The organism is Gilliamella sp. W8126 (genome assembly GCF_016102185.1).
Taxonomy (GTDB): Bacteria; Pseudomonadota; Gammaproteobacteria; order Enterobacterales; family Orbaceae; genus Gilliamella; species Gilliamella apis_A.
In genome coordinates this window covers 55060-77279 of the sequence record NZ_JACFPE010000006.1, presented here as the reverse complement: position 1 = coordinate 77279, position 22220 = coordinate 55060, and the positions used below count along the sequence as shown (strand labels likewise).

General features: G+C 33.1%; 12 protein-coding genes and 1 other RNA gene. 4 read left to right on the top strand and 9 right to left on the bottom strand.

Annotation, left to right across the window (positions count from 1 at the left end; genetic code table 11):
• Positions 1 to 23 precede the first annotated feature (23 nt).
• Positions 24 to 4067, top strand: a complete 4044-nt coding sequence (locus H3S74_RS10385) for an NACHT domain-containing NTPase (protein ID WP_198247837.1) — start codon at positions 24 to 26, stop codon at positions 4065 to 4067.
• Positions 4068 to 4418: 351 nt separating this feature from the next.
• On the opposite strand, the gene H3S74_RS10380 is transcribed toward H3S74_RS10385, so the two are convergent.
• From H3S74_RS10380 to H3S74_RS10370, 3 genes are all read right to left on the bottom strand, one after another.
• Positions 4419 to 4889 (bottom strand): pyridoxamine 5'-phosphate oxidase family protein, encoded by a 471-nt coding sequence (locus H3S74_RS10380; protein ID WP_198247836.1) that lies wholly within the window; start codon positions 4887 to 4889, stop codon positions 4419 to 4421.
• A 424-nt stretch (positions 4890 to 5313) separates the two neighbouring features.
• Positions 5314 to 5678: a transfer-messenger RNA gene (ssrA, locus tag H3S74_RS10375) on the bottom strand.
• Between the two features lie 64 nt (positions 5679 to 5742).
• A complete protein-coding gene (locus H3S74_RS10370; protein WP_198247835.1) occupies positions 5743 to 6723 on the bottom strand; it encodes a D-glycerate dehydrogenase in 981 nt (326 codons plus the stop codon).
• Positions 6724 to 7292: 569 nt separating this feature from the next.
• Here H3S74_RS10370 and H3S74_RS10365 point away from each other — a divergent pair.
• Entirely contained in the window at positions 7293 to 8189 is an 897-nt protein-coding gene (locus H3S74_RS10365) for a DMT family transporter (protein ID WP_198247834.1), read from the top strand.
• A 59-nt stretch (positions 8190 to 8248) separates the two neighbouring features.
• On the opposite strand, the gene H3S74_RS10360 is transcribed toward H3S74_RS10365, so the two are convergent.
• Together H3S74_RS10360 and mprF are read right to left on the bottom strand one after the other, a co-directional pair.
• Complete coding sequence (locus H3S74_RS10360; protein ID WP_198247833.1) at positions 8249 to 9529, bottom strand: virulence factor family protein; 1281 nt, start codon at positions 9527 to 9529, stop codon at positions 8249 to 8251.
• A 4-nt stretch (positions 9530 to 9533) separates the two neighbouring features.
• Positions 9534 to 12137: a bifunctional lysylphosphatidylglycerol flippase/synthetase MprF gene (mprF, locus tag H3S74_RS10355; protein ID WP_198247832.1), complete on the bottom strand. Its 2604-nt coding sequence runs from the start codon at positions 12135 to 12137 to the stop codon at positions 9534 to 9536.
• 343 nt (positions 12138 to 12480) lie between these two features.
• Here mprF and H3S74_RS10350 point away from each other — a divergent pair, with 343 nt between their 5' ends.
• Complete coding sequence (locus H3S74_RS10350; RefSeq protein ID WP_198247831.1) at positions 12481 to 13149, top strand: HD domain-containing protein; 669 nt, start codon at positions 12481 to 12483, stop codon at positions 13147 to 13149.
• An 80-nt stretch (positions 13150 to 13229) separates the two neighbouring features.
• Here H3S74_RS10350 and H3S74_RS10345 read toward each other — a convergent pair whose 3' ends face one another.
• Both H3S74_RS10345 and glnD read right to left on the bottom strand, forming a co-directional pair.
• Complete coding sequence (locus tag H3S74_RS10345; protein WP_086362308.1) at positions 13230 to 14153, bottom strand: AEC family transporter; 924 nt, start codon at positions 14151 to 14153, stop codon at positions 13230 to 13232.
• A 27-nt stretch (positions 14154 to 14180) separates the two neighbouring features.
• Positions 14181 to 16835 carry a bifunctional uridylyltransferase/uridylyl-removing protein GlnD gene (glnD, locus tag H3S74_RS10340; protein WP_198247830.1) on the bottom strand — a complete coding sequence of 885 codons (2655 nt, stop codon included), beginning with the start codon at positions 16833 to 16835 and terminating at the stop codon, positions 14181 to 14183.
• A gap of 535 nt (positions 16836 to 17370) precedes the next feature.
• On the opposite strand from glnD, the gene H3S74_RS10335 reads away from it, so the two are divergent.
• Positions 17371 to 18237 (top strand): hypothetical protein, encoded by an 867-nt coding sequence (locus H3S74_RS10335; protein ID WP_198247829.1) that lies wholly within the window; start codon positions 17371 to 17373, stop codon positions 18235 to 18237.
• Between the two features lie 393 nt (positions 18238 to 18630).
• Here H3S74_RS10335 and nrdB read toward each other — a convergent pair whose 3' ends face one another.
• Together nrdB and nrdA are read right to left on the bottom strand one after the other, a co-directional pair.
• Positions 18631 to 19761 (bottom strand): class Ia ribonucleoside-diphosphate reductase subunit beta, encoded by a 1131-nt coding sequence (nrdB, locus tag H3S74_RS10330; RefSeq protein ID WP_110448536.1) that lies wholly within the window; start codon positions 19759 to 19761, stop codon positions 18631 to 18633.
• 126 nt (positions 19762 to 19887) lie between these two features.
• Positions 19888 to 22173, bottom strand: coding sequence for a class 1a ribonucleoside-diphosphate reductase subunit alpha (gene nrdA, locus H3S74_RS10325; protein WP_110448486.1), 2286 nt, complete (start codon positions 22171 to 22173; stop codon positions 19888 to 19890).
• Positions 22174 to 22220: the final 47 nt, after the last annotated feature.

Below are 22220 nucleotides of genomic sequence, written 5' to 3'. Positions count from 1 at the left end.
ATACTAACAAAGAGAAATTATTGATGTCTGATTTTTACATATCAAGAAAATTAAAAGAAAATGGCAATATAATTCAACAAAATGAAGTTTTTTCATCTCAAATTAAATATAAATTTATAATTTTATTAGCTGAACCAGGTGCCGGAAAAACAGCCCTTTTATCAAATCTTGCAAAACAGTATAAAACTAAGTTTTATAGAGCAAATGTCATTAAAACCAAATTATCTATTGATAAACAAAAAGTACTTATAATTGATGGATTTGATGAAGTGGCTAAATTAAATGAAAAATCCGCCATTGAATCTATTTTGACAAAAATAGAAAGTATTAATCCAGAGATCACTGTGTTATCAAGTAGATCTAGTGAATGGGATGATATACGTAATACACAATTGATCTGTGATTATTTAGAACTTAATCCAGAACAAATCAAAACATACTATTTATCACCATTAGACATTGATGAACAAAGATGTTTTTTTAATTATCATTGTGAGGAAAGCAACTTTTCTGATTTTTATGAGCAATTATCCATATTAGATTTGGAAACATTAATTAGTAATCCTCAATTACTATATCTTTTTATTGTAGCTTATAAAAAAGAGTTAAGTTTTGGGACAAAATCAGATGTTTTTAATAATTCAATAAAATACCTAGCACAAGAACATAATACTAATACCCCTTCATTTGATAGATGTAAAACAGATGATTTAATAATTTTTGCAGAAGAAATTTTTACAAAAATATTACTATCAGGAGAGTCTGGTGTTAGCCTTTCAGAAAAAACTGAAATCGATAATTTTCATTATTTATTTGGTTTAAGTAAAGTTGAACCTAAAAAGATAAAACAAATTTTAGATACAGGGTTGTTTAAACAAGTAGATTCTTCATATCTTTATGAACCTATACATAGAATAGTAGCTGAATATTGTGCTGCTAATTATTTAGTTAAAAGAATAAAAAATCCAAGTGATGCGATAACATTGAATAGCTGTTTTTCCATTATCGCTCCTAATAATATTGTAAGAACCGAATTACGAGGGTTATTGGGTTGGATGGCATCACTAGGTAACGAAACCATTCAACAGGAAATAATTAAGCTCGATCCTTATGCGTGTATTGCAAATGGAGATCCATTATTACTATCACAATCTAGTAAAGATATATTAATCAATGAACTAATTAAATTAGGTAAAGAAAATCCTTTTTTTAGAGCAAGTGATTGGCATCGTAGTTTTAATTTTAAAGGTTTTATTTCACAAAGTATGGCTTCGAAGATTAAAGAAGTTATTTTAAGTAATAATATAGATTTTGATCTAAAATCTTTATTGGTATCGTTAATAGAAGGCTCGGAATCAGTAGCTTTATTTCAGGACGAACTTATTACATTATTAATGAATTTAGATGAATCTGCTTATATTAGAAGAACTGCTTTGGAAGCATTAATCAGAGATTCAAATAATAATTGGCCTTTTCTATCTATTTTCCAACGTTTAGTTAAACGTTGCGGAGAATATGATTTACAATATGCTTCTACTATTACAGAAAAATTTGGTTTTCATACTATTGGCGAAGAAAATGTAATCCATCTTTTTAAAAAATTAGCTGACCTTTATCCCAAAAAAGAAAGCAGAAAAATAGTTATAGGTGAACGATATTTTATTTATAAATTAATACAATCATTTAGTTTAGAGCATATAACAAATTTACTTGATGCTTTAACGCCAACTATTAAATGTATATGCCATTCGAAAGAAGAGTATAAATGCCAATGTAAAGTAGGGATTAGTAAAATCATTGGGCATTTATTGGATCGTTATTTTGAGATGGTCGATGATAATTATAATGTACATAAATTGGCACTGTGGTTAAAAGATCTACGATATACAGAAACAACTAAAGTATGTAACAGCGTAAGTGTAACAACACTTTTATCTAATCCGATTTTAAAATATAACATTTATATCAATTTGATCGAATTAGATTGTTTCAGTTATTTTTATCATATAGCTAACTATCAAATAGTTCATTCTGGAATAATTGTAAATTTTGAAGACCGCATTAAACTTCTGGATTATGCTTTCAATTCAAATAATATGGAACTATGGAGGCTTTTATTTTTTTCTCATAATTATTATTGGTATCAAAATAATAAAAAACAACAAATAATTTATAGAAGAAATTTACGTCAACAAGCATTACAAAATGACGCTTTTATGAAAATATGGGCTAAAGATGTTGCTGAAAGAAAGATTAAGAAAAAGGACAAGATAACTGCTAAATGGGGAAAAAAATTAGCTAGAAAATTAAAACTAGCTGAAAAAAGAAATTTAGCTCGTTTTGAGCATAATAAAGAATATCTAGATAAGCATGAATCTATTATTTATAACGGAAAAGATTGGGGTTGGTTAACATTTTTTGCTAAGGGGTATTTAGTTGATAGACAAAAGATTATTAAATATAAAGATACAAAATTTATTGAAGAAGCACTTATTAATGGCTTACAACTTCTCAAGTCTAAATTACCCTCTTTAGAAAGATTATCATTAAAAAATACAGTATCTAATAATTTTTATGATTCAATAATAATCCTTTTTGCAACTAGTTATGTTATTTTTAAAAAAAATGGAAATTTAAATCAAATATCAAAAGAGTATTTGATTTTATTATTTCCAAGACATAATGTTAGTTTTCCTGAAATAGTTGAAAAAGAGAAAAATTTATTTATTAATGAAATAAAAAAGACATTATTTCAATCTAATGCAGATAAAGAACTATTTATTCAACGATATATGGTTCCTCAATTTATTTATTACCATGAAAGCATACTTTCGTTAAGCTGGTTGTTAAATATGGATGGTTGGGAAGCTATAAACATTAGATATTGTATCGAGTGGATTCAATTGTATCCTAGAATGAATATAGATAATTTAAAGGTGATATTTACTTTTTTATGTAAGAATCATGAAGAAAATAAACTTATTGCCATCATTGATGAAAAAATTAAAAACTTCCTAATTACGAATGATAATATTATTGGACCACCTACACAAAATAGCTTAACTGAAAAGAAATTTTGGTTTGAAGCTGCTTTCTTTTTTTTAGATGATGATATTGATGAAGTTTGGTGTTATTTAAAGCAAGAACCAGAAACAATAATTTTATTTTATAATTTGGTATCTGGTTGGACTGATTATAAAGAAAATTGGCCTACATTAACGGCAAAGAAAATTTATAAAATACTAGATTATTTTATAGATGTTTGTGTGCCAACCGAAGAAACTCAAGCTTGGTCTAGTGATAATACCAGAGAAGAAAAAGAATATAGTACATTAGTAGCTTTAATAAAATATATAGATAAGGATCACAAAAATTGCTTTGATATTTTTAATAAACTATTAATTGATCCCCGCTTTGAAAAACTACATAAATATATTCTTCATCATCGTTATGAAGCTAAGAAAAATTTAATTTTGAATAATTATTTACCTCCTAAGATACAAGATATAACCGATTTTCTCGATAATAATAAAATTGTTAGTGTAGAAGGTTTGCGAGCCTATTTAATTGAAAAATTGAAATGTTATCAGAAAGAATTAATAGGTCTTGGAACTAACCCTGTCAATGTTTTCTATCACTTAGATCAAAGAGTAGATGAAAATACTGCACGTGATAGGATTGTTGACTGGCTTAGGCCTTATTTAGCTCCTTTAGATATTATACTCAATATTGAGGCTTATATGAGTCAGAATAATCGGTGTGATTTTACCGCGACATTATCTTTAAATGGACAAGAACATTTACTGGTTATTGAAGTAAAAGGTCAATGGCATCCTAATCTCTATACTGCAGCGTCAGAACAATTATATGAACATTATTCAATACATCCCAATGCAGAGGAACAAGGTATATATCTTGTTCTTTGGTTTGGTCAACAAGAAAAAGTAGCTAACAAAAAAAATCATTCGATAAATAATGCTCAAGAATTAAAAGTAAGCATACAAGAAAAAATGCCAAAAGAACTTGATGGAAAGATAGACATTTTTGTTTTGGATGTTTCTAAATAATAATTTTCAGAACTTCAATATTAATTCACCAAATGACTTAGGCTAACTAATATTGAATTATTGGCATGAAATTTTCCGTTTTTATTCCAATGAGATAAATGCACGTGCATTTCTGAGGACAGATATAGTTCGTGTGTAGTAGGTTTTTATAAATGTTTTATTTTAAGTTATTTTTTAGGAGTGGAGGTTAAAAAAGACTTTTGAATCTTTTTCAGTAAATAATTAATTTTTTTATATTTGTTATCATACCCCATTTTTACTCCCAGAATAAAAAGTGACCCTTAAAATTGGGTATTTTTAATACTCACTTATTTTAGAGTTTTTTACCGGCATTGATATAACTTTTATAATTTAATGTTTTTTAGCTGTATAAGCTTGTACTTCAATTTTTATGACGCTAATTGGTCTAACATCACTTTCGGTAAAAGAGAATGTTTTATTAGGAGCAAATTTATTCAACATTACTTGTAACGCCGCTATTTTTGCGGTGGGTTCTTCAATAAAGGTTGCACATCCATTGCCAATAACACTGGCATAATCAAAGGAATATTTGCAGGCTTTTTCATTAGTAATTAACTGGTGCCCTGTATCTAGCTCAAAGCTAAGTAAAGGATTTTGTCTGAGTAGTTCAACTTTAGTACCAACTTTTGCGCCATGAATATAAAAAATAAGTTGATTATTTGTTGTTAGTTCATAACAAAAATTGACTGGAACAATATAGGGATAATCACCATTATTCATGGCTAAACGAATAACATCAGTATGCTCTAAAATATCGATCACTTCATCAAGATTAGTTATTTCTCTATCTTTGCGTCTCATAAATATCCTTTTTTATATTATAGATAACTTAGATTTAAGTAATAATAGATTGATATGTTTTTATTATTAATACCAAACTGATATTAAACCTAAATTGGAATTTCTGCAAAATTTGCAACAGCCTTAAAACTTAGATTAGATGGTAAGTAATATTACTATAGGCGCAATTTATTTTGCACTTTGGGATATATATTTCCAAATACAGGTTAATGTTATCTTTTGGTTTGATATGTTTTAAAGGATTTAAAAGGAAGTCATTAAATAGTAAATTATTGGCATGAAATTCAGTGGGTTAGTTCGAATGAAAATGACGGCATGCATAAATTATGTGCATTTCTGGGCGTTAATATAGTTCGTGTGTAGTCGATTTATATATAGAAACAGCGCGTTAATTTTTAATTATTTGATTTTATATGGTTTTTGTTGGTGGAGCTGGCGGGAGTTGAACCCGCGTCCGAAATCTCTACATCCTTGGTACTACATGCGTAGTTTGTCTTTGAATTTCGCTTACCCGCTGCGGACAAACACGCCACTGATAAACTAGCTTGATTAAATTTAATGCTTCCGCCCCAAGCAAGGCTTCCACACGATCTCGTTTAGGTTTGACTCCTCTTGATCCCCGTCCTACGAGCGGAGGCTAGGGAGAGAAGGCTCTATACAGGTTATTAAGCTGCTAGTGCGTAGTTTTCGTCGTTTGCGACTATTTTTTTGCGGTTTATTTACGAGGCCTACCGCACCTCGGCATGCACCTTGGGTTTCGCAAATCCCGTCGAATCCAGAATCAGCCCCAATTGTGATTGTTGTTTATAGACAATATTGGGGCATTATAGGTGAATTCAAGCAGTAATACAAGTTACCCGACTTCTGGATTAACCCAATTTTCAGTTGGTTGTTCTGGTTTTAACGCAGAAATAATGTTATCAACAGCGCATTTGGCCATGGCATACCGAGTTTCAGTGGTTGCTGAACCGACATGTGGTGATAATAAAACATTATCAAGTTTTAATAATGGCGAATCTTTGGCTAATGGTTCAACTTCAAAAACGTCTAAGCCAGCAGCCTTAATTGTTTTATTTTTTAATGCTTCATAGAGCGCTTGTTCATCAATTATTGCACCTCGAGCGCCATTGATAAGGATAGCTGATGATTTCATTAACGCTAATTTTTGTTTAGTAATAAGTCGTTTTGTTTGATCGGTTAGCGGTAAAATGATAACAACAAAGTCAGCTTGTTTAAGGACATCATCTAGTTCAAGACGTTTAGCATGATAGGCTTGTTCAATATAGGTATTGGCTGAACGATTATAATATATGATGTTCATATCAAAACCACAATGTGCTCGTTTAGCTATGGCTTGACCAATGCGACCCATGCCTAAAATACCAATGGTTTTACCATAAATATCTGTACCAAAATACTCAGATGTGATGCTTTTATTCCAGCCACCATGATGAATAAGATTAGATAATTCAACGGTTCGACGAGCGGTAGCCATGAGTAAGGTAAAAATGAGATCAGCGGTACTTTCAGTGAGAACTTTCGGAGTATTCATTAATCGGACGCCATGTTTTTTCAAAGCAAGCAAATCATAATTATCAAAACCGACTGAAATTGTCGCCGCCGCTTTTAATTTAGGGGTTTGTTGTAAAAAATTATCATCAATCCGAGTTGGAATATTAGATCCAATCATACCGTCAGCATTGGCTAATATTTGGATAAATTCACTAATATCGGTTTTGGGATCACCTTGAAATAGTGTTAGATTGAAAGCTTGCGCTAGTCTTTCTTGCTGATCAGCTGGAATTTTACTAAATAAAACAACATTCTTTTTCATAAATACTCCTATATAGCTATATAGACTATTTTTACCGCAGTATAGCGTTAGATTATTTAAATTTGCAATGAAATTAAGTTTTAAGCAAATTAGTTTTTATGTGCTGAAAAATGAGAAATATTTATATTTTTTTAAATATTTTTTAAAATAATTATTTATATAAATCAATATAATATAATGTTTTTTTAGAAAAATATTAAATTTTTTTGAAATTAATTGGAACTTTTTGTGATTTAGTCTGTCTATATATTCAGATTACGTTAATTCATTTTTTTGCCCTCCACTCATTTTGAGTGGATTTTTTTTGCCTACAATTTTTATTAGTGCTAACTAGTCCTGCTATAGAATTATATAATCTACATAAATAATCGATATATGAAAATATATTGAACAATTATTAACAGCAAGTTAATATCTAGCGATTTTCATTATTCTAATAAATAGTGTTATTTTTATTATTATCAAGCCTTTTATCTATTCTCAATTTATTTGGTATATTTAGTCTGGTAACTAAGTAATAAGGTAATGGATGGTGCTTAAATACTAATAAGTGAGCAGAGAGAATTTTTATGTTATTTTCATCAAGGACAAAAGGCCACCTAATCGCACTGATGACAGTGTTTATTTGGGGAATCACTTATATTGCCACCAAAGTTTTACTGACAGATTTTAAACCGATTGAAATTCTCTTTTTTCGATTTACCTTAGGCTATATCACGCTTTGGTTGTTAGCACCTCGCTTTTTCACTTGGAAAGGGATTAAACAAGAGTTGATGTTCCTTGGCGCTGGATTTTGTGGTGTCACTTGTTATTTTCTTTGTGAAAATATTGCTTTAACCTATACTACCGCATCAAATGTTGGTGTGATCACCACACTAGCTCCAGTCTTTACTGCTATATTGGCCATCTTTTTCCTTAAGGCTGAAAAACCAGCGAAAGTATTTTATATCGGCTGTCTATTCGGCATGATAGGTATAGCCTTAATTAGCTTCAATGGTCAGTTTGTATTATCGGTTAATCCGCTTGGTGATTTACTGGCGGTGTTTGCTTGCCTATTTTGGGCGTGTTATTCAATTTTAACTAAAAAAAGTAGTAACTATGGTTACAATATTATTTTATTGACGCGAAGATTCTTTTTTTATGGTCTAATGTTTATGTTACCCGCACTGTATTTGTTTAATTTTGAATGGAATTTTTCTCGATTTGAGCAACCAATAAACTTAATGAATATCTTATTTTTAGGCGTCGGTGCTTCAGCTATCTGCTTTGCCTCTTGGAACTATGCGGTAAAATTAGTGGGTGCGGTCAAAATTAGCATCTATATCTATTTAGTACCAATTTTGACAATTATTAATGCAGTATTAATTTTAGATGAACCTTTTACATGGATTGCGGCAATAGGTACCTTATTTACACTTGGTGGCGTATTCTTATCAGAAGGTAAAATCAAACTTAAAAAGCATTAATATTTTTATAATTTTTTATTAATGCTTTTATTTAAAAAATAATACCTAAAGTGCCACATTTATTGCATACGTTTGTCGATAGCTTGCATAATAATTTGCCCTAAGTGCTGATAATTTTCATCAAAATGATGGCCACCCGGTAGTTGAAATGCTTCGCCTTTCATCTCCGGTTGTAGGCAACCGCTATCATCTTTCTCTTCTGCGCCATAGATACAGAATAATTTCTTTTCCGGAATCTGCGCAACCTCTGCTGCTGTTTTCATTTCATCGCCAGATTGCCCCAGCCAACCACTGACTTCTATTTCAAAATTAGCATCTTTAGAAAAAGCAATCATGATCAATGCTTGAACGCTTTGTTGATCTGCTTTGGATAAGCGATTATATAGTGCTGGTAAAATGTCACCACCAAAAGAATAACCCGCTAGTACAAATTTATTCACACCCCATTTATCACGGTATTCTTGCATTAAATAAGTCAGATCTTTAGCACTACGTTCAACCGAGCGATGTTGCCAAAAAAGTTTTAACGCATCGACCCCAACCACCGAATAACCATGTGAAGCCATATATTCTGCTGAAACTTTATCTAAATCTCGCCAACCACCATCACCTGAATAATAAAAGGTAGCACTATTCGGATGTTGTGGATTAGCTTTAGCTGGTAATTCAATGACAGGTAATGGTTCATGTTTACCAAATAAAATCGAGGATAAATGTAAACTTAACAGTTCGCTTGGTGACGCTTGATACTCACCAATTGACGTGGTTACTTTAATCTGTTTTTGTTGGCGAGGAAAAATAGCCACTTGTTCATCAGGTGGATTGTTCCAAATAACCTGCCATGTTCCATGGCTGGCCTGTGCAGGTAATGGTGCGTCGCAATCTTTATGATCTAAAGTAAACTCAATGGATAAAGCTTTAGCATCATCATCTTGTTGTTTGCTTAACCAACGATAAGCGAAAGCTGCACCTTCTTGCATGCCGGCAACAGTAAATTTATCCTCATTTAAGATCTTCTTCGCTTGTTCAAAGCGTGTTTGTTGTTCGGCACAACTTCCTTGTGGTTGTAATTCAAATTGCACCAATTTAGCACCCATTGATTCAGATAAGGTTAATAATTGATTAGCGGTAAAGTGATTATCTTGTGTCGCAACAATTATTGCTGAAGCTTCTGCTGACTGTCTAGGGCTAGCAGATAAGATAGTAAAGTTTTGATTAATTGTAAAAGTATTAACCGAAGCAGTTCGTTGGTTTTTATAACTGTACCAACCTTTAGCAATACAAAATGTAATGAATACTAAAATAATGAATAATAAAACATAAAGTATGATTTTTTTCATTTGATTAGTTCTTCTGGTTAGTTAATGTTGTTTTGCCACCTGAAATTAACATGGTAGTATCAATTAAAGCAACTAAGGGGTCGAGTCCGGCAGGAACCGCCATATAACGGGGTTGCCAATGCGTTGCAAATTTTTCTTTAAACCGACGTAGGCCTTGGAAGTTATAAAATCGGCCACCTCGGCGAAAGACTAATGCGCCTAAACGTTGGATCATTGGTGCACCACGTCTTCTTTGCATGCCGGCAAGTGGTACCATTCCCAAACTAAAATACTGATAACCCTTTTCTTGATAATGTAAAATTAAACCAACCATTAAAAACTCCATGGTCGATTTTGGAATATCTTGTAAAACTCGCATTAGATCAATACTAGCACTATAGTTTTGCTGGGTTTCTAATAAATTCACAAAAGCAATAATTTTCCCCTGATATTCAATTGCGGCAACCGTGAAATTATCTAAATAGGATTTAGAAAAAGCCCCTAATGAGAATTTTTTCTCTTTGGTATGTTTATTTTTTAACCATGCATCGGAGACGGCTTTCAATTCATCAATTGGTGCAGTACCCGGTGGATAAAATCTTAAACTAAGCCCATCCCGTTGCCCACGGTTCCAAGTATATCGAAGATCTTTATATCCCTTAGAGGTTAAATTAAACTCTTTTAAATTAACTAAGGCTTCTTCACCAAGTTTGACAATTCTAAGACCGATATCCATATAAAATGGTAAATTGTTTGCTTTAACTTGGTAGAAAACCGGACGTAAATGGTGTTGATCACAAAGATCTCTAAATGCCCAGATTAAATCAGCCCGAGCTGTGCTATCATTGCCAATAGGATCATATAGCACAACCATGCTTCTTCCTCGCCTTGCATACATAATGAAAGCAGTATGTGATTGATTGAAGAGCAGTGACTTATCACCACTCATCGCTAATCCGCCTTCAGGTTGTTTTGAGTTAAGCATGATTTGATAGGCTTCACTTAGCTCCTCTTCAGTCGGAATCTTCAAGATAGGTAATGCCGGTTTAAATGACCAAAATAACATTACGCCACTTAATAAGATAAAACTACCTAATGCTGCACGTAATGCTCGGGGAACTCGGCTATCTAACTCAAATTGCCACCATAAATCATGGCTATAAGGAATATCTTGATAAATAAATAAGATTAGCCAAACAAATAAGGCAATTAAACCAAAACTGATAGCAAAGAATTTTAATGAAAAAGGTAAAATACTTAATCGGCTTTTACGATAAAAAGCATGCCTAAAATTGATTAATAGTATGGCTATTATTAATAATGTCGCTGCTTCGATCCAGTGTAAACCTCTTAGCAATGAGCAGATACTGCCTAATATCAACAATATAACCGATACTCCCCATGCCGAATAAAGTCTGCGACGTAATCCTACCGCCATTAGTAGACATAAAACCCCGATTAAATTTGTGGTTAAATGAGCAAAATTGACAATTTTTTTCGGAAAAAAAGTGCCGAAAAAATCATGATTAAAGCCAGGTATAACACTTGAAAACATCATGACTACTCCGGCAAAAAATACCGAGGTGGCCATAATCGTTGCCGCAATACCGGTATCGGTTTCCTTAACTTGAGGCGCGGTTAACAAGTGTTTTCCTTCGTTAATTAGCAGTAAAATTCCGGCAGGAATCAATGGTAATATGATATAAATTAGACGGTAAATGACCAAAGCAACCGTTAATGATGCAGTATCAATTTGTGATGAAAATGCCGCTAATATAACCGCTTCAAATATGCCAACTCCACCAGGAACATGACTAAGTATCCCAGCAACTAATGCCAAGATATAAATCATAATAAAGGTAATAAAGTTTGGTTGATTCGGGAGTAAAAAATAGAGAATAGCACCGGCTAAAATGGCATCGATTAAGGTAATTAAAAATTGTCCACTGGCTAATTGCCAGTTAGGTAAACGGATCTGCCAATGGAAAATTTGATATAGCCAAGTATCTTTATTGGGTTTTTCTGCTAATCGGTGCGCATGTAAAAATAACAATACACCAGCATAAATGATCAATACTGCACTAGCGATTAATTCAATAGTGATTACCGAGATATGTAGCGCTAGCATGGTATTTTGTATATGTATTAATGCAGCAATTGTGGCAATTAAGGGTAATGTAAGGCCTAACGAAAGGCTAACAAAAATCGACATGCGAGCAACATCTATGGTGGTTAATCCATATTTAAAGTAGAGCCGACAACGAATTGCACCGCCGGATAGGGCGGATAACCCGACTGCATTACCAATGGCGGAGGCACAAATTGCACCAGTAGCTATTGTCGATGGTTTTAAATCAACGCCTGCATATCGTGCAGCTGACCATTCATAACCCATCAACATAATATAACTCGCTATCGCCGATAGACATGCTAGTAAAATTGCATGGTAAGGCAGTTTATGCAGAGCTGATTGTAAATCGATAAGGTTAATTGATTGTAATAAATGCCAACACACAACCAGTGCGATACAAAAAATAGTGAGTCCAAATAGTAGAGCGATAAATTGACGATATCGAGTGAAACATTCTATAAGTTGCCAAGGCAAAACTTTGCGTGCTGATATTTTCACTTAATCAACTCCAGTTATTTGCATTGATAATAAATTGTGATTGGAGCATTCTACCTTTCGTAATTAGTGAAAACAATCGAAAGAAATTAAAAAAAATATAAAAAAAACATTAAATGCAAGGAATTTTTTGGTAAATCAGTCTAAATAATCATCAATAATGATATTAAATATAATTTTTAACTCATTTTAAATTGATTTTTTTGGTTTTATGCAAGAATAAATGACTGATTGATAAAGTATTAACTAAAACCATCAATAGCGATTAGATTTTAACTGCGGTAATATACATAATATCTCGATCAAATATAATCTATCATTACTATTTTTAATTAAGCCTAATAAAATGACCAACCGAATAACTGCCCAACAACAACTAATTCTTAATTCGATTAAACTATTTGTTCAACAAAAGCTTTCGCATGATTTTTCGGGTCATGATATGGCGCATATTGAACGAGTTGTAAAATTAGCCGAAAAAATCCTTAATGATCAGCCACAAGCAGATGCATTTATTGTATTGATGAGTGCTTACTTGCATGATGTCATTGATGAGAAAGTGGTTGAGGATGTTGATAAAGCAATAATTGAATTGCGTGATTATCTGCAATTATTAAAGATAACCACTAACGAGATTAACGCTATTTTTGCTATTATCGAAAATATGTCTTATCGGAAAAATCTTTTGCAAAAAAACGAGTTATCTTTGGAAGGACAAATAGTTCAAGATGCTGATCGTCTTGATGCTATTGGCGCAATAGGTATTGGTCGTACTTTTTATTATGGTGGTAATAAGCATAATATTATGCACGATCCAAACATTCCACCTAGAACGAAACTTAATGAAGACAATTACAAACAGCCCAATACAGTAATTAATCACTTCTATGAAAAATTATTTTTACTCAAAGATATGATGAATACCGACACAGCTAAACAGATCGCCGAGCAACGCCATAAAATTTTAGTTGAATTTGTTAATCAATTTGAGCAAGAGTGGCTGAGTAACGATTAAGTTTTATCAAAACTAAATCCTGATGTTTAATCAGGATTTAGCTAGCAGATTTTAAAGTATCTATGATGCATCGCTTCTATTTAAAAGGGGATTGGTGCACCAACTAAAGAGAGAACGATTGGTAGTGTAATTAAACTCAATAAAGTACTGACTAAAGTAGCACTTGATACCAGTGCTGGGTTAGTATCAAATTGAACTGACATTAGTGTGGTATTGGCAGCACTTGGCATTGCCGCTAGAACAATAAGGATTTGTTTTGCCATTGGAGTAATAGGCATAAAATAGACCATTGCAAAAGCGACCAGCGGTGATATCACCATCCTCGTTACTAAAGCAAAAGAAAGTTTTGGATAATCAAGTTGTTTAATTTTGATTTTGGCCAATTGCATGCCCAAAATAATCATAATTATCACAATGGAAGAATCACCGATCATACTAATCGAAGTCATAATCGATTTTGATAATGGTATTTGACACAGTTGGAAAAGAATACCCGCAAAGGCACCATAGGCAACCGGCATTCTAATTACTTTGTTAATGACATCTTTTTGACTGACAATATCACTATGTGTGCTGCCCTTGGCTGCATAATAGATGCCAACAGTGCTCATAACAAATTGTTGTAACACCATCATTATGACACCTAGATCAAAACCGATCGTGCCAAAAAAAACCAGTAGTACTGGTGTACCATAATTACCATTGTTCATAAAACACGAACTCAAAATCATTGCACAGCGTTGTTTGACCGAATACTTCATTATCATTGACCAGATGCTGACAATAAGAACCAAGGAAAAACAGAGTCCAATGAGATAAGCAATATAGATTAAATAATCGCTGGTTAAGGTATGTGTATAAAATGTTTTAAATGCCAAAAAGGGTGATAACACATATAGCGACATCTTTGAGAGATTAGCAACATCAAAATTAAGAATCTTTTGACCAATAAATCCAACAATAAAAATACAAAAAATAGGAAACAAAATAAGGAAAAATTGCATAATTTTAACTTTAAACTTTTTGGTTAATTAATTTATTGAATCAATAGTTTCAACTATCGATTCGGTTAGTTTTTGACAGGTGTTATCATCAAGGGCTTTATTGTGTTTATCGGTTAGAATAAACAGATCTTCAATATGTTCGCCAATTGTGGCTATTTTAGCACTGCTTAGCGATAAGTCTAATTTTGCAAACACTTCACCAACACAAGCAAGTAAACCCGGTTTATCAAGCGCAATGAGTTCCATATAAGTTTGGTTTTCGTTAAATGACGAAATAAAGTTGACTTGTGTTGGTACAGAAAACGAACGTAGTCGCTGTTTAGCCGGTTTTATTGTCACGCCTTTGTAGACTGATTGATGTAGTACTTTATGTAGCGCTTGGATAATATCTTGATGTCGATTTTCTGGCACAATTTGCCCATTAGGTTCAAGCACAATAAAGGTATCTAATGCAAATCCATTTTTATTAGTAATAATCAATGCATCATGAATACTCAAATTTAACATACTTAACGCATTACATGCTGCGGCAAATAAAAAAGGTCTATCAGATGAGTAGATGATGATTTCGCTGCCACCATGATATGGATTGGAATTAATCGAAACTAATGTTTGATTCAAATCATGATTTAATAATAGTTGAGCGTGCCAAACGATCTGTTCAGCGCTATAGCGCAAAAAGTAATCGACACGATAATCTTGCCAAAGGTTTTTTATCATTTGCTCGTCGTAATTTTGTGCCAGCAATTCAGTTAGTGCTTGTTGTTTATGTTGACGAGCAACACTTCGTTGTTCTGGTATTTGATGAATGCCCGAATCAAATGATCGTTTAGCGGTTAAGTAGAGCTCACGCATTAAGCTCTGCTTCCAACTATTCCATAAGGTTTCATTAGTAGCACAAACATCGGCAACCGTTAAACAGAGTAAATAATGTAAACGGCGTTTGCTTTTTACTAATTGAATAAATTCGCGAATAACATCGGGATCTTGGAGATCTCGACTTTGCGCAGTTACCGACATCAATAAATGATAACGAACTAACCAAACAATCAAATCGGTATCTTTCGCATCGAGTTCATGTAATTGACAAAAAGATTCGACTAATTTAGCGCCTATTTCCGAGTGATCACCATGTCGACCTTTGCCAATATCATGGAATAATCCCGTTATTACCAGTAATTCAGGTTTAGATAGTTTGGCAAATACAGTTGAACTATTAGGATGTTTTTCTTTACCCACTTCGGTTTTTAAACGATCGAGTTCTAGCAATAAGCGGATAGTATGTTCGTCGACCGTATAAGCATGAAACAGATCAAATTGCATCATGCCTGAGATTTGCTGCCAACCAGGTATATACACCGCCAAAATACCATATTGATGCATTGGCAAAATGGCTTTTTTAATTGCATCTGGATGTTTGATGATTTTCATAAACAATGTTCTTGCTTCTGGCGTTTCACTAAGTAAATAATTGAGTCTTCGTCTTGCAGAACGAAGTTGCCTAATCGTATTAGAATATAATCCTGTAATTTGCGGATTAAGCAAAATTGTATAAAACAGATTGAGGATCATCAGCGGGTTATCAGTAAACACGCTGTTATGTTTAACATCAATTAGGTTGCCTCTGACTTGAAAATGTTGATCAATATCATAGGTCTTTTGTGATGAGTAACGTTTTAATAATGACTCATCAAATAGTTGTAAAAGCATTTGGTTGAGTTCGGTAATATTATGCGCAACACGATAATAATCATGCATCATATTTTCAACCGGTGTATTGCCTTCACCACTATAGCCCAACATTTTAGCGATACTTAGTTGACGATCGAATAATAAACGATTGTCATAGCGGTTGATCACGCAGTGAAGCGCAAAGCGCATGCGCCATAAAAATTTGCGGCAAGTCTTAAATTCGGCCACTTCTTCTGGCGTTAAATAGTCAAACTGGGCAATTTTTTTTAAAAACTCTCCGCCAAAATGTCGGATTGCAACCCATTGGATGATTTGCATATCACGTAAACCACCTGGACTATTTTTTAGATCTGGCTCTAAATTATAGGTAGTGCTGTGATATTGTTGGTGTCTTTCTTGTTGCTCTTGCATTTTGGCTTGATAAAAAGCTGGAGAAGGCCAGATTTTATCGCTAAAAATTTCACATCGGAGCTTATTAAGTAATGACTCACTTCCGGCAATTAATCTTGATTCAATTAAGTTTGTCATGATAGTGATATCATTTTTAGCTTCTTGCAAGCAGGTTTTTAACGTTCTAACGCTGTGGCCAATATCAAAATGCAGATCCCAAAGTAGACGGACTAAATCACCAATTTGTTTTTCCAGTTGTTTGGTTAGTGAGTTATCACTTAGTATCAAAATATCAATATCGGATAATGGATGAAGTTCGGTTCGACCATAACCACCAACTGCAATCAGAGCAATGCGATTTTGTTTAAACAGCGATGAAACTTGTTCGGGAATTCGATAATAATGCCATAATCGTTGAAGTAGCTGATCAATAAACTGACTGCGCAGATGAACTAAGTCATCAATATCGGCGTTATTTTTAAATTGGGTCACTGACCATTGTTGAAACGCATTTAGTTGCTGTTTTAGATAGGGGACAGTTATTTGCTCATCACTAAAATCAAGCGGAGAGATAGAATAAAACAAATGCGCATCAGTCATAGTCATCATATCAAATTAGCAAAATCGAATTGTTATATCGTCCACCGATTTTAAAGCAGTGTCAAGCTGGAATGACAACAGTTTTCATACAATAACATTAAGCAATAACGTTTATTCAATCCATTCGCGACTTTTAAAATTGATGAGTAAATATTTTTTGTAAAAATAATTGAGAAGTCTATACCATCAAATATGATTTATTGCGGGTAAATAAGAGTATTAAATCAGTTAAGCTTGATTTTTTATTCTATTAGCTTACTGAGTGGTTTAGCTAGTAGATAAAGGTCGATTATCTGTTGTTTAAATAACATTTTCCGTTCTGCCAATAATAACATCCGAGTATTGGGTGATCGGGCAATAAAGAACATTCCATAATCAGTAGTACGAAAAAAAATCACGATATAGACATTATATTGTTGTATATCAATTAGAAACGATTAAAATGGCTAAAAAACAAAGGATAAATAATAAATATTTTTAATAATTTCAAATCAAAAAGAGACATTAGGAATGGGAATACAATGAGGTAAGTTAAGTGAATAAAAAAATACTATTTTTAATTATGTTGTTTATCAGTCACTTTGCACAAAGTGCTGAAGTCACTTGGGATCTAAATTTTGATGACAAATATAATTTACCTTTAATCATGATGGATTTTCAAGGTGAAAAAATTGCCATGACATTGGATACGGGTTCGAAAATAGCTTTACATCTACCCATGGATTTAATTAATAAGATTCCTAATAAAACCGAAAAACCTGAAAAAATCAGAAATACTGATCTTTCTGGTAATGTCACAGAACTGCGAGCATTTATCATCGATAAGTTAGTGTTAAATTCTTTTATCTTTAATAATGTGCAAGTGGTTGAATATAAAGACTGGGGGTTATTTATTTCGAGTGATCCGATGGATAATGATAATAGTGAGGATAGCAATGCATTTAAAGCTGTTATTGGCCTTAAATTGTTTGATAATTATGTATTAACTATCAATTATCCTGAAAGTAATTTAACAATATCCGATGATACTTCAACCGACTTAAATCCAAATTGGGTTGCTATCCCCTTTGATTTAAATGATGAAGGTTTGGTCGTGACTCTGTCTGACGGTATCAAGAATTATAAAATGGTTTTAGATACAGGGGCGACAGTATCACTCATCAAACAACAATCACTTTCACCGGAATCAATTACAATAAGCGATCCTGAAGATAATTTTAAATCTATATCACTTGATGTGAATAATGTCGCGAATGATAGCGTTCTGCCAATAATAATTGATTCATTTCCTAATGAATTTCAATCTGACGGATTATTAGGCGCTGACTTTTTAAGTAAAAACAGAGTTAAAATTGATTTTAAAAATAAGCAAATGTGGATCCAACCGGTTGCGAAAAAATGATTTTAACTTATTACTTAGTAGAACTAATAAAATCATTACAAAAAAGACCTACATTAGTAGGTCTTTGCTTTAGGGGGTTATGAGTTATTTTTCAATTAAATCACATGTTCAGTTCTAGCAATAATATCATCTTGAGTAACAAGTGTTGTAATCGTTTGGCTACCAAATGATACATTGACGACATGCTTTGACGCGCGTGTTTACTATCAAAGTGGCTTAAAAATCATGGCAGAAGAATTGACGTCATTAACGGCTTTAAATATAGTTAAATTATGCTTTGATAGTTTAATGTAGAAGCAATGATTGTTGTGCATAATTGATTAATAATATTAAAGGAACCGATAAGGTTCCTTTAATAAAAAATTTGAGGAAAGGGGTTTTTGCGATTAATAATTATAAGGTAAAATCGCTTAAATCATCTTCACTAATTTCTGAATCGATTTGTCCAACTAAATATGAGCTCATTTCAGCTTCTTGTGGCGCAACCTGTACGTTATCAGAAACAAGCCAGTTATTGATCCATGGAATTGGATTCGATTTTACTTCAAATGGTAATTTGAGACCAACCGCTTGCATACGAATATTAGTAATATACTCAACGTATTGGCATAGAATATCTTTGTTTAAACCAATCATTGAACCACCTTCAAATAGATATTCAGCCCATTCTTTTTCTTGATTAGCAGCTTGTAAGAAGAGGTCGTAACAATCTTGTTCACACTCTTTAGCGATTTCGGCCATTTCTGGATCATCTTCACCGCTTCTTAGGGTATTAATCATGAACTGTGTACCGGTTAGATGTAATGCTTCATCACGAGCAATCAGTTTGATTATTTTGGCATTACCTTCCATTAATTCACGTTCTGCAAAGGCAAATGAGCAAGCAAAACTCACATAAAAACGAATCGCTTCAAGCGCATTAACGCTCATTAGGCATAAGTAAAGTCGTCTTTTTAACTCTCGTAGATCAATAGTGATAGTTCGATTATTGACAGTGTGTTTACCTTCACCTAACAAATTATAATAACTAGCATAACTAATTAATTCATCGTAGTAGCCTGCAATATCACCAGCCCGTTTTTGAATTTCTTTATTAGTCACAATATCGTCAAATACAACCGATGGATCATTAACGATATTACGAATAATGTGGGTGTATGAACGTGAATGAATCGTTTCTGAAAATGACCAAGTTTCTATCCATGTTTCAAGTTCAGGAATAGAAATTAAAGGTAATAACGCCACATTTGGACTTCGACCTTGAATGGAATCGAGCAGAGTTTGATATTTTAAATTACTAATAAATATATGTTTTTCATGTTCTGGGAGCGCTGCATAGTCAATACGATCTTGCGATACGTCGACCTCTTCAGGACGCCAAAAGAAAGAAAGTTGTTTTTCAATTAACTTTTCGAACATTTCATATTTTTGTTGATCGTAACGAGCAACATTTACCGGTTGACCAAGAAACATTGGCTCTTTAAGTTGATCATTATGGACGTGTGAGAAGGTGCTGTAATTCATGCTCATAATCGAACTCCTAACAGAAATTTGTTAAGCTTTTTACTGTGCAGATAAGTAAAAAGTCGGAATAGTAGGGATAACTCAGTTGTTATCCGCTACTTTTATTTTTAGGGCTAAGCAGAACAATTAAATTTTGCATGCTCCGCCTTCACAACCATCATCACTTGATGAGACTTCAATATCACCTTGAATATCTTCAGCACCATCTCGTGTATTATGATAATAAAGGGTTTTTACACCATATTTATAAGCTGTTAATAAATCAGCTAATAGCTGTTTCATTGGTACTTTATCATTAGGGAATTTAGTTGGATCATAATTAGTATTGGCTGAAATTGATTGATCAATAAACTTCTGCATAATACCGACTAAATGCAAATAACCTGTATTATTTGGGATTTGCCAAAGTAACTCATATAAATCTTTTAATTTTTTATATTCAGGTACCACTTGTTTTAAAATACCATCTTTTGACGCCTTTATGCTGACATATCCTCGTGGTGGCTCAATACCATTAGTGGCATTTGATATTTGTGAGGAAGTTTCAGATGGCATCAATGCTGATAAAGTAGAATTACGTAAACCATAAGTTTTGATTGATTGACGTAAAGATTCCCAATCATAATGTAATGGTTCTTTAGTAAGTGTATCGATATCTTGTTTATAAGTATCGATAGGTAAGATACCTTGAGCATAGGTTGTTTCACTAAATAGTGGGCAGGCACCTTTTTCTTTAGCTAAATTATTTGATGCTTTTAATAAATAATATTGCATTGCTTCAAATGTGCGATGGGTTAAGTTATTGGCACTACCATCAGAATATTTAACTCCATGTTTAGCTAAATAATAGGCATAGTTAATTACACCAATACCTAATGTGCGGCGGTTTATTGATGACGTTTTAGCTGCCGGAACCGGATAATCTTGATAATCAAGCAATGCGTCTAGTGCACGAACGGTTAAATCAGCTAGCTCTTCAAAATCGTCAAGAGATTCAATTTTACCTAAATTAAAAGCAGATAACGTACAAAGTGCAATTTCACCTTTATCATCATTAACATTATTAAGTGGTTTAGTTGGTAGGGCAATTTCCATACATAAATTGGATTGATGTACTGGTGCCAGTTGAGCATTAAATGGGCTATGAGTATTACAATGATCAACATTTTGAATATAAATTCGGCCAGTTGATGCTCGTTCTTGCATTAATAATGAAAATAATTCAACTGCTTTAACTACGCGTTTACGAATATTAACATCTTGTTCATATTGATGATAAAGTGCTTCAAATTTGTTTTGGTCGGCAAAGAAAGCATCGTAAAGACCCGGCACATCTGATGGACTGAATAAAGAGATGTTTTCATTTTTAATTAGACGTTGGTACATTAATTTATTGATTTGTACACCATAATCTAAATGTCTTACTCGGTTTTCTTCAACGCCACGGTTATTACGTAGGACTAATAAACTTTCAACTTCTAAATGCCAGAGTGGATAAAATACTGTAGCTGCGCCACCACGAACACCACCTTGTGAACATGATTTAACTGCAGTTTGGAAATATTTATAAAAAGGGATACAGCCGGTATGAAATGCTTCACCACCACGAATGGAGCTACCTAATGCTCGTATACGACCCGCATTAACACCAATTCCAGCTCGTTGTGAAACATATTTTACAATCGCACCAGCTGTGGCATTGATAGAATCTAAGCTGTCATCACATTCAATTAATACACACGAGCTAAACTGGCGAGTTGGTGTACGAACCCCAGCCATTATTGGTGTCGGCAATGAAATTTTAAATGTCGAAACGGCATCATAGAAACGTTTGATATAATCTAAACGACTCTCTTTTGGATAGTTAGCAAATAAACACGCGGCAACTAAGATATATAAGAATTGAGCACTTTCATAAATTTCACCGGTTACGCGATTTTGAACCAAATATTTACCTTCAAGTTGTTTGACGGCTGCATAGGAAAAATTCATATCGCGCCAGTGGTCGATCATTTTATCCATTTGTTCAAATTCTTCTTGAGTATAATCTTCAAGAAGGTGTTTGTCATAGCGTTCGCTGGCAACAAGTTTTTTTACATGTTCATAAAGTGACGGAGGTGTAAATTGATTGTAGGCTTTTTTACGTAAATGAAAGATAGCTAAACGGGCTGCTAAATATTGATAATCAGGCGCATCTTGAGAGATAAGATCAGCTGCTGCACGGATAATAGTTTCATGAATGTCCGAAGTACGAATACCATCATAAAATTGAATATGTGAACGTAATTCAACTTGAGAAACAGATACATTATCTAATCCTTCCGCTGCCCAAGTGATTACTTTGTGGATTTTATCAAGATCGATAGGTTCTTTTTTTCCATCACGTTTAGTTACTAGCATTGATTTGTTCATTATTCATTTATCATCCATTTTTATGTTTTAATGGAGCGTATGATAAT

Coding starts and splice junctions, on each gene's coding strand:
- H3S74_RS10380 (WP_198247836.1), bottom strand. CDS start 4,889: ATGAGACGCAAAGATAGAGAAATAACTAATCTTGATGAAGTGATCGAT.
- nrdB (WP_110448536.1), bottom strand. CDS start 19,761: ATGAATTACAGCACCTTCTCACACGTCCATAATGATCAACTTAAAGAG.
- nrdA (WP_110448486.1), bottom strand. CDS start 22,173: ATGAACAAATCAATGCTAGTAACTAAACGTGATGGAAAAAAAGAACCT.
- H3S74_RS10385 (WP_198247837.1), top strand. CDS start 24: ATGTCTGATTTTTACATATCAAGAAAATTAAAAGAAAATGGCAATATA.
- H3S74_RS10345 (WP_086362308.1), bottom strand. CDS start 14,153: ATGCAATTTTTCCTTATTTTGTTTCCTATTTTTTGTATTTTTATTGTT.
- glnD (WP_198247830.1), bottom strand. CDS start 16,835: ATGACTGATGCGCATTTGTTTTATTCTATCTCTCCGCTTGATTTTAGT.
- H3S74_RS10350 (WP_198247831.1), top strand. CDS start 12,481: ATGACCAACCGAATAACTGCCCAACAACAACTAATTCTTAATTCGATT.
- H3S74_RS10370 (WP_198247835.1), bottom strand. CDS start 6,723: ATGAAAAAGAATGTTGTTTTATTTAGTAAAATTCCAGCTGATCAGCAA.
- H3S74_RS10365 (WP_198247834.1), top strand. CDS start 7,293: ATGTTATTTTCATCAAGGACAAAAGGCCACCTAATCGCACTGATGACA.
- H3S74_RS10360 (WP_198247833.1), bottom strand. CDS start 9,529: ATGAAAAAAATCATACTTTATGTTTTATTATTCATTATTTTAGTATTC.